An 8,907-nucleotide genomic window follows, 5' to 3' on the forward strand; every position below is an offset into this window, starting at 1 on the left:
GCACACTACAATGCCCGGGTGCGCCAGTACGCCGGAGGACCGGCGGGGGCACGGCCGAAGGCGGTCACGGACGGGGAGACCCGGTCGGGCCCGCCGCAGGGGAGTCCATTGAGCGGGCACGGCTGAACAGTCGCAGGTCGGATCTGTCACCATTCTCCACTAGGCAAGAGTTCGCCCAGGAGTCCACCCGGACGAGGGAACGCGGCACCGCCGCGCGCCACCGCCGGTGGACTCCGACCGTGGCAGGCGCTGCGGCTGCAAGGACCAGCCGGTCCGGCCCCCGGGGCAGGGATGGGGCGTCGGTACGGCCGGGTCGAGGACGCGACCAGGAGATGGATGGGACCGCGGAGTGCGGGGCAACGACCGCTACGAGGTTGAGGATCACCTCTCCCAGTTCGAGGCCGAGATGGAACGGACTCGCAAGGAGCGGGACAAGACCGTCCAGCATGCCGAGGACCTCGCCTACCAGGTGGAGGTGCTCCGGGCCAAGCTGCACGAGGCCCGACGGCAGCTGGCTCAGCCGCGCGCCTTCGATTCCGTCTCCGGCCAGGCCGAGCAGCTGCTCCGCACCGCCGAGATGCAGGCCGAGCAGCTCCGCGCCGACGCCGAGCGCCAGCTGCGCGAGTCCCAGGCGGCCACCCAGCGCCTGATGGCCGAGGCCGCCGAGCGCACCGCCCGGCTGGAGGCCGAGTTCGCCACCCGGCGCCACCAGCTGGAGGAGGAGCTCAACGAGTTCCGCCGCTCCGCCGAGCGCCACGTCAAGGAGAACGTCTCCTGGGCGGAGCAGACCCGGGCCGGCACCGAGCAGGAGGCCCAGCGCCTGCTGCAGGAGGCCCGCATCGAGGCCGAGCGGATGATGGCCTCCGCCCGCGCCGAGGCCACCGCGCTCGCCGACCAGGCCCGCGCCCAGACCGCCGCCGACGTCGACGCCGCCCGCGGTGAGGCCCAGGCCGCCGCCGAGGCCGCCCTGCACCGCGCCCAGACCGACGCCGAGCGCCTGCTGCGCGCCGCCTCCGAGCACGCCCAGCAGGCCAGCGCCCAGGCCGAGGAGCTCCGCGGCAGCGCCGCCAACGAGGCGCAGCAGCAGCTCGCCCAGGCGCACGCCGCCGCCGAGCGCCGGCTCGCCGCCGCGCAGGCCGAGATCGGCGAGCTCAAGCGGCAGGCCCTGGAGGACCAGGAGCGCGCCGAGGCCGCGCTCGCCCGCGCCCAGGCCGAGATAGAACGGCTCCGCGCCGAGGCCCTCGCCGAGGCCGAGCGGGCCCGCCAGGAGGCCGCCGACCAGCTCAAGGCCGCCCGGGACGCCGCCGAGCGGCTGCAGGCCGAGGCCGCGGCCGCCGCCGAGCAGCGGGTCGCCGACGGCGAGGCCGCCAGCGAGCAGCGCTCGCTCACCGCCAAGGCCGAGATCGCCAAGATGGTGGCCGCCGCCACCAAGGAGGCCGAGATCATCAAGGCCTCCGCGGCGACCGCGCAGGCCGAGGCCGACGCCGCCAAGGCCGCCGCCGCCGAGGAGAGCGAGCGGCTGCGCGCCACCGCCGAGTCCGTGGTCTCCCAGCTGAAGGCCGAGGCCGAGGCGGAGCTCGCCGACCTGCGGGCCGAGGTCGAGGGCGAGGTCGCCGCGCTGCGGGCCGAGGCCGAGGCCACCGCCCAGGCGCTGCGCGCCGAGGCCGAGGAGCGCGGCCGCGCCGACGGTGCGAAGGACGCCGCCGTCCACCTCGCCAAGGCCGCACGCCGGGCCGAGGAGGTGCTCGCCCGGGCCACCCGGGACGCCGACACCACCCGCGAGGAGGCCGCGACCGAGGCCGACCGGCTGCGCGCCGAGGCCGCCGCCGAGGCCGACCGGCTGCGCGAGCAGGCGATGGCCGCCGTCGAGGAGGCGCAGAACGCCGCGCTCGACGACGCCGCCTCGATCCGCGAGCAGATGGAGCGGATGCACGAGGAGGCCGCCCGGCTGCGCGCCGAGGCGGAGGAGCTGCGCGCCCAGGCCGCCGCCGAGGCAGACCGGGTCCGCGGCGACGCCCGCCGCCAGGCCGTCGTGCAGATCGAGGAGTCCGCCAAGAGCGCCGAGGAGCTGCTCACCCGCGCCAAGAAGGACGCGGACGAGCTGCGCGCCGGCGCCGCCGCCGAGACCGAGCGGCTGCGCGCCGAGGCGAAGGACCAGGCGCTCGCCACCCAGGGCCGCGCCGAGCAGACCCTCGCCCGGGCCCGCACCGAGGCCGAGAAGCTCCTCGACGCCGCCGACCGGGAGGCCAAGGAGGCGCTGGCCACCGCCCGTGCCACCGCCGCAGACACCCGCACCGCCGCCGAACGCGAGACCGCCGACCTGCGCCGCGCCGCGGCCGAGGACGTGCAGCGGATGCGCGCCGACGCCGAGGAGGCCGCCGAGGCCCGCCGGGCGGAGGCCGAGGAGGCCGCCGAGGGCGTCCGCCGCGAGGCCGCTGCCGAGGCCGACCGGCTGCGCGAGCAGGCCGCCGCCGACGCGGAGGCCGTCCGTGCCGGGGCCGCCGCCGCGGCCGAGGCACTGCGCGCCGAGACCGACGAGTGGGCCGGCGCCGAGCGCGCTGCCGCCGAGGCGGACGCCGCCGCGCTGCGCGAGGAGTCCCGCCGCGAGCGGGAGGCCGCCTCCGAGGGGCTCCGCCGCGAGCAGGAGGAGACCGGCGAGCAGCTGGCCGCCGCCCGCGCCGCGCGGGAGGCCGCCGAGCGCGAGGCCGCCGAGCTGACCATCCGCACCGCGAGCGAGACGGCCGCGGTCCGCGACGCCGCCGAGGCCGAGGCCCGGCAGCTGCGCACCGAGGCCGCGGAGGCGCTCGACGCCGCCCGCGAGCAGGCCGGGACGCTCGCCGCGGAGGCCGCCGAGGAGCTGGAGAAGGCCCGGACCGAGGCCGAGGAGACGCTCCGCAAGGCGCGGGCCGACGCCGAGTCGCTCACCGCCGCGGCCGAGGAGGACGCCGCCGGGATCCGCAGTTCGGTCGCGGGTCTGCACGAGGCCGCGTCCCGGCAGATCGCCGAGCTGCGGGCCACCGCGGAGCGCGAGAGCCGGGAGCTGCGCGAGACCGCCGAGCGGGAGACGGCCGAGCTGCGCGAGCGGATCTCCGCCGAGCTGGCCGCCGACCGGGAGGCCGCCGCCGCCGACGTCGAGCAGCAGCGTGCCGAGGCGGTCGCCTTCGACACCGCGCTGCGCGAGGAGGCGCAGAAGGAGCGGGCCGCCGCCGTCGAGTTCGCCGAGCAGCGGCGCGCCGAGGCGGAGGCCGAGGCCCGCCGCGTCCTGGCCGACGCCGAGGAGCGGTCCACCGCCGCGGTCGCCGAGGCCGAGGAGTTCTCCGCGGCGCTGCGCGGCGAGGCCGAGGAGTACGCGCTGGCCACGCGCCGGCTCGCGGACGACTACGACGCGTCCACCCGCAGCCGGGCCGACGCGTACGACATCGAGCTGCGGGAGGCCGCCGAGCAGTTCGACCGGTCCACCCGGGAGCAGGCCACCTCGGTGCTGGAGAAGGCGTTCGCGGACGCCGAGCAGCTCGGCGAGGAGGCGCAGACCACGGCGCTGGCGACCACCGCGGCAGCCGAGGAGCAGGCGGACGCGATGGTGGCCGCCGCCCGCAAGGAGGCCGAGCGGCTGGTCGCGGCCGGCGAGGCCGCGGGCCAGGCCGAGGTCGAGAAGGGCCGGTCGGACGCCGACGCCCTGCTGTCCGAGGCCCGCCGGGACTCGACGGCGATCCGCGAGCGCGCCGAGGAGCTGCGCGAGCGGACGGACGCCGAGATCGAGGCGCTGCACGAGCGGGCCCGCAAGGAGAACGCGCAGGCCATGAAGTCGGCCGGCGAGCGGGTCGACGCGCTGGTCACCGCCGCGCAGGAGCAGCTGACCGAGGCCGAGGACCAGGCCGTCGCGACGGTCGCCGAGGCCGAGGAGCGGGCCGCGAAGCTGGTCGCCGCGGCCGAGGAGCGGGCCGCCGAGCTGACGTCGGAGGCGTCCGCCGAGGCGAGCAAGGTCCGGATCGCGGCCGTCCGCAAGGCCGAGGGCCTGCTGAAGGGCGCCGAGCAGAAGCTCGCCGACTCCACCGACCGTGCCGAGAAGCTGATCGAGAAGGCCGAGGCCAAGCTCACCGGCGCCGAGGAGGAGGCCTCCGGCAAGATCGAGGCCGCCGCCGAGGAGGCCGAGAAGCGGCTGCAGAAGGCGGACGAGTCCGCGGCCGAGCAGCTGCGGCTGGCCGAGGAGGAGGCCGAGCGGGTCCTCTCCGAGGCCCGGGCGGAGGCCAAGCGGATCACCGACGAGGGCAAGCGCGAACTCGACGAGCTGGTGCGGCGCCGCAAGGACATCAACACCGAGATCTCCAGGGTGCAGGACGTGCTGTCCGCCCTGGAGGCGTTCGAGGCGCCGTCGCCGGTGCAGCAGGCCAACGGGGGAAACAGGAAGGACGGGGCGCCCCGGGCGGGGGCCGGTGTGGGCGCCCAGCGGTCGGGGGGCAATCGCCCCGGAAGCCCGCCACCCGATTGAGCGGACATTGTCCGTGACTCATCGGCATTTCGCCGATGACACTCCGATAACGTGTCAGGATTCCCTCAACCACCTCAGCGGTCTGACGACAGGAAGCCCTAATCCCCATGAGCGACAGTCACTCCCCCCACGGCTTCGACCTGGTGCGCCGTGGGTACGAGCGCGCCCAGGTCGACGAGCGGATCACCAAGCTGGTGGCCGACCGGGACAGCGCGCTGTCCCGCATCGGTGCGCTGGAGAAGCGCATCGAGGAACTGCACCTGGAGACGCAGACCGCCCAGGCTGCGGTGACCGAGGCGGAGCCGTCCTACGCCGGCCTCGGCGCCCGGGTGGAGAAGATCCTCCGCCTCGCCGAGGAGGAGGCGAAGGACCTGCGCGACGAGGCGCACCGCGCCGCCGAGCAGCACCGCGAGCTGGCCGAGGCGGCCGCCCAGCAGGTCCGCACCGAGGCGGAGAACTACGCCAAGGACCGCAAGGCGAAGGCCGAGGACGAGGGCCTGCGGATCGTCGACAAGGCCAAGAGCGACGCGGCGCAGCTGCGGGCCGAGGCCAACAAGGACGCGCAGAACAAGCGCGAGGAGGCGGACGCCCTCTTCGAGGAGACCCGCACCAAGGCCGCGCAGGCCGCCCTGGAGTTCGAGACCAACCTGGCCAAGCGCCGCGAGCAGTCCGAGCGCGACCTGGCGGCCCGCCAGGCGAAGGCGGAGAAGCGCCTCGCGGAGATCGAGCACCGTGCCGAGCAGCTCCGCCTGGAGGCGGAGAAGCTGCGCACCGACGCCGAGCGCCGTGCCCGCCAGACGGTGGAGACCGCGCAGCGCCAGGCCGAGGACATCGTGGCCGACGCCAACGCCAAGGCCGACCGGGTCCGCAGCGAGTCCGAGCGCGAGCTGGCGGCGCTCACCAACCGCCGCGACTCGATCAACGCGCAGCTGACCAACGTCCGCGAGATGCTGGCGACGCTGACCGGTGCGGCGGTGGCCGCGGCCGGCTCGCCCTCCGACGACCTGGGCGTCCCGGTCCAGCAGTCGCGCTGACGCCCGTGCCGTGACGCGGCCCCCGCCTCCGGGCGGGGGCCGCTTCGTCGTTCACCGGACGGCCGGCGCCCGTCGGTCCGGATCCGCGCGCCGGTTCCCGGCGGTGCGGGAGGCCGACCGGCCGTGCGACTCACCCGTTCCGCCCTGCTCGCGGTGTCCGCCCCGGCCCTGAGCGCCCCGACCGCCGCCTCCGCGAGCGCCTCCGCCGCGGACCTGCCCGCGCCCGCGCCACGACGGCGTCCGGACGTACCGCTCCCCCGCGTCGATCGGCGGCGGGCCGGGAGTTCTGAACGGCCGGGAGTTCCGGACGGTCACCGACCGCGGGCCGGACGCCGACGCCCCGTCGGACACCGACAAGATCTTCCTGAAGCCCGACCGCGCCCCGCAGATCGTGCGCATCCGGCTGGCCCGCGGCGGCGTCGAGGTCGTCCGGTGCATCCCGCTGCGGGTGCCGCACGGGCAGACCGCCCCGGTCACCGGACGCGCTGCCGGCCGGCACGGCGTCGCTGCCGCGGCGGTGGGCCGCGGGCCGGGGCGGGGGCACGGCGCCCGCCCCGGCCGGGCCGGCGGGTCAGCCTCGGACGCGGCGCAGCAGGGCGCGGACGGCGGCGTTGAAGGTCTCGGGGGCCTCCAGCGAGCTGAGGTGGCCGACCGAGGGGATGACGGTGAGTTCGGCGTCCGGCAGGGCCTCGGCCATCAGCCGGGCCTCGGCGAGCGGGGTGACGGCGTCCGCCTCGCCGACGACGACGGCGGCCGGGACGCGGACGCCGCGCAGCACCTCCAGGGAGTCGCCGCGGGCGGCCATGGCGCGCTGGGCCCAGGCGACCGCCGCCGGCGGGGCCTCGGCGATCATGGCGCGGACGTGGGCGGTCAGCGCCGGGTCGGTGGCGGGGCCGAGCAGGCCGGTCTCGATCTTCTCGTCGGCGAGGATCTGCACGCTGTCGCGGGCCTCGACGGCGCGGGCGATCCGTTCGCGGTTGGCGCGGGCCGCTTCGGTGTCGGGGGTGGCCTTGGTGTCGGCGAGCAGCAGGCCGGCGAGCCGCTCGCCGTGGCGGCGGGCGAAGGCCATGGCGACGTAGCCGCCCATGGACAGGCCGCCGACGACGGCCCGCTCCAGGCCGGCTGCGTCCAGCAGCCGGGCGACGTCGTCGGCGACGGCGTCCAGCGAGGGCTCGTCCCGGCCGAGCGGGGCGCCGCCGAAGCCGCGCTGGTCGGGGACGATCACCCGGGCGGCCTCGCCGGCCGGGCCGGGCAGCCGCTCCAGCTGGCAGGCCCACATCCGGGCGGAGAGCGGGAAGGCGTGCAACAGGACGATCGGGGTCCCGGTGCCGTTCTCGGGCGCGGCCGGCGCGCTGGGGAGGCTCATGCAGCCACCGTATTGCGGCTCGCCGAGGGGACGCAGCCACCGCAGCCGTATGTCCCTTTTGTCATAGCCTGACGAGGACTGAGGGAGCGGACATGATCGAGCTGCACCAGCTGACGAAACGCTACGGCGACACGCTGGCCGTGGACGGACTGAGTTTCGCGGTCCCGCGCGGAGTGGTGACCGGCTTCCTGGGCCCTAACGGCGCCGGGAAGTCCACCACGATGCGGATGATCCTCGACCTGGACCGCCCCACCGCCGGCCGGGTCACCCTGGACGGCCGGCGGTACGGGCAGCTCGCCGAGCCGCTCTCGTACATCGGCGCCCTGCTGGAGGCCAAGGCCGTCCACCCGGGCCGCACCGCCCGCGACCACCTGCTGTGGATGGCTCAGAGCAACCGGATCCCCGCCCGCCGGGTCGACGAGGTGCTCGAACTGGTCGGCCTGAGCGCGGTGGCCCGCAAACGGGCCCGCGGCTTCTCGCTCGGCATGAGCCAGCGCCTGGGCATCGCCTCGGCGCTGCTCGGCGACCCGGAGATCCTGATGTTCGACGAGCCGGTGAACGGGCTCGACCCGGAGGGCATCGTCTGGATCCGCACCCTGATGAAGGGCCTCGCCGCGGAGGGCCGGACGGTGTTCGTCTCCTCGCACCTGATGAGCGAGATGGCGCTGACCGCCGACCACCTGGTGGTGATCGGCCGCGGCCGGCTGCTCGCCGACCTGCCGATGGCCGACTTCATCAAGCAGAACTCCCGCTCGTCGGTACGGGTGCGCACCCCGCAGCCCGAACTGCTGCTGGACGCCCTGCACCGGGCCGGCCTGCACGCCGATCCCGGCCCGGACGGCTCCCTGGAGGTCCCGGACGGCGACCTGGCCTTCCTCGGCGAACTCGCCGCCGACCACCGGATCACCCTGCACGAGCTGAGCCCGCAACAGGCCTCCCTGGAGGAGGCGTTCATGCAGATGACCTCGGAGTCGGTCGAGTACCAGGCCGGCTCCCCGCGCCCGGTCGGCACGGCGGCCCCGGCCGGGGCCGCCGTGGACGGCTCCCCCGCCGCACCGTCGGCACCGCCCGCGCCGGCCTGGGGCTCCGACTGGCAGGCCCGCGGCAAGCAGAAGGAGAACTGAGATGGCCGCGTTCCCCGCGATCCTCCAGTCCGAGTGGACGAAGCTGCGCACCGTCCGCTCCACGGTCTGGACGCTCGGGCTCGCCTTCGTCGTCACGCTCGGCCTCGGCGCGCTGATCTGCACGCTGGCCAACAACAACTTCGCCGACTTCGCGCCGAAGAACGCGCCGTTCGACGCCACCGGCACCGCGTTCGCGGGGATCATCCTGGGCGAGATCGCCATGGTGGTCTTCGGGGTGCTGGCGGTCGGCAACGAGTACAGCAGCGGCATGATCCGGGTCTCGCTGGCGGCCGTCCCGCAGCGCGCCACCCTGCTGGTCGGCAAGGCCGTGGTGATCGCCCTGGCGGCCTTCGCGGTGGCGCTGGCCACCGTCTTCATCACCTTCTTCACCGGGCAGGCGCTGCTCGGCGGGCACAGCACGACGATCACCGAGCCGCACGTGCTGCGCGCGGTCTTCGGCGCGGCCGGCTACCTGACGATGATCTGCCTGTTCTCGGCCGGGGTCACCGCGATGCTGCACAACCAGACGCTGGCGCTGGGCGTGCTGGTGCCGTTCTTCTTCCTGCTGTCGCCGATCCTCGGCGCGGTGCCGAAGGTGAAGACGGTCGCCCACTACTTCCCCGACTACGCGGGCCAGCGGATGCTGCTGGTCTACCAGGAGCACAACCAGCCGTTCGGCCCCGGCGCGGGCTTCCTCATCTGCCTCACCTGGACCCTGGCCGCCCTCGCCGGAGGCATCCTGGTGCTCCGCACCCGCGACGCCTGATCGGCCCTCAGGCCACGGCCGCCCCGGGTGGTTCCCCTAGGGCCTGTGTGATGTTGTGATCAATCTTCGGGTTCTGCCCCCGTTTCGGGGTGGAAACCGGTAGGACTGTCAGGTGTGACGCGCAGGCA

The 8,907-nt window shown here is 75.7% G+C and carries 5 protein-coding genes; 4 read left to right on the forward strand and 1 reads right to left on the reverse strand.

Going from position 1 to position 8,907, the window contains the following annotated elements; genetic code table 11:
* The first annotated feature begins 349 nt into the window (after positions 1-349).
* Positions 350-4,489 (forward strand): hypothetical protein, encoded by a 4,140-nt coding sequence (locus tag AB0O09_RS18820; protein WP_363542760.1) that lies wholly within the window; start codon positions 350-352, stop codon positions 4,487-4,489.
* 107 nt (positions 4,490-4,596) lie between these two features.
* Entirely contained in the window at positions 4,597-5,523 is a 927-nt protein-coding gene (locus AB0O09_RS18825) for a cellulose-binding protein (RefSeq protein WP_344625927.1), read from the forward strand.
* Positions 5,524-6,094: 571 nt separating this feature from the next.
* On the opposite strand, the gene AB0O09_RS18830 is transcribed toward AB0O09_RS18825, so the two are convergent.
* Positions 6,095-6,889 carry an alpha/beta hydrolase gene (locus AB0O09_RS18830; RefSeq protein ID WP_363542761.1) on the reverse strand — a complete coding sequence of 265 codons (795 nt, stop codon included), beginning with the start codon at positions 6,887-6,889 and terminating at the stop codon, positions 6,095-6,097.
* A gap of 92 nt (positions 6,890-6,981) precedes the next feature.
* Here AB0O09_RS18830 and AB0O09_RS18835 point away from each other — a divergent pair, with 92 nt between their 5' ends.
* Both AB0O09_RS18835 and AB0O09_RS18840 read left to right on the forward strand, forming a co-directional pair.
* Positions 6,982-8,013, forward strand: a complete 1,032-nt coding sequence (locus tag AB0O09_RS18835; RefSeq protein WP_363542762.1) for an ABC transporter ATP-binding protein — start codon at positions 6,982-6,984, stop codon at positions 8,011-8,013.
* Between the two features lies 1 nt (position 8,014).
* Positions 8,015-8,779: an ABC transporter permease gene (locus tag AB0O09_RS18840; protein WP_344625923.1), complete on the forward strand. Its 765-nt coding sequence runs from the start codon at positions 8,015-8,017 to the stop codon at positions 8,777-8,779.
* Positions 8,780-8,907: the final 128 nt, after the last annotated feature.

This window comes from Kitasatospora sp. NPDC093679 (assembly GCF_040683455.1).
Lineage (GTDB): Bacteria > Actinomycetota > Actinomycetes > Streptomycetales > Streptomycetaceae > Kitasatospora > Kitasatospora arboriphila.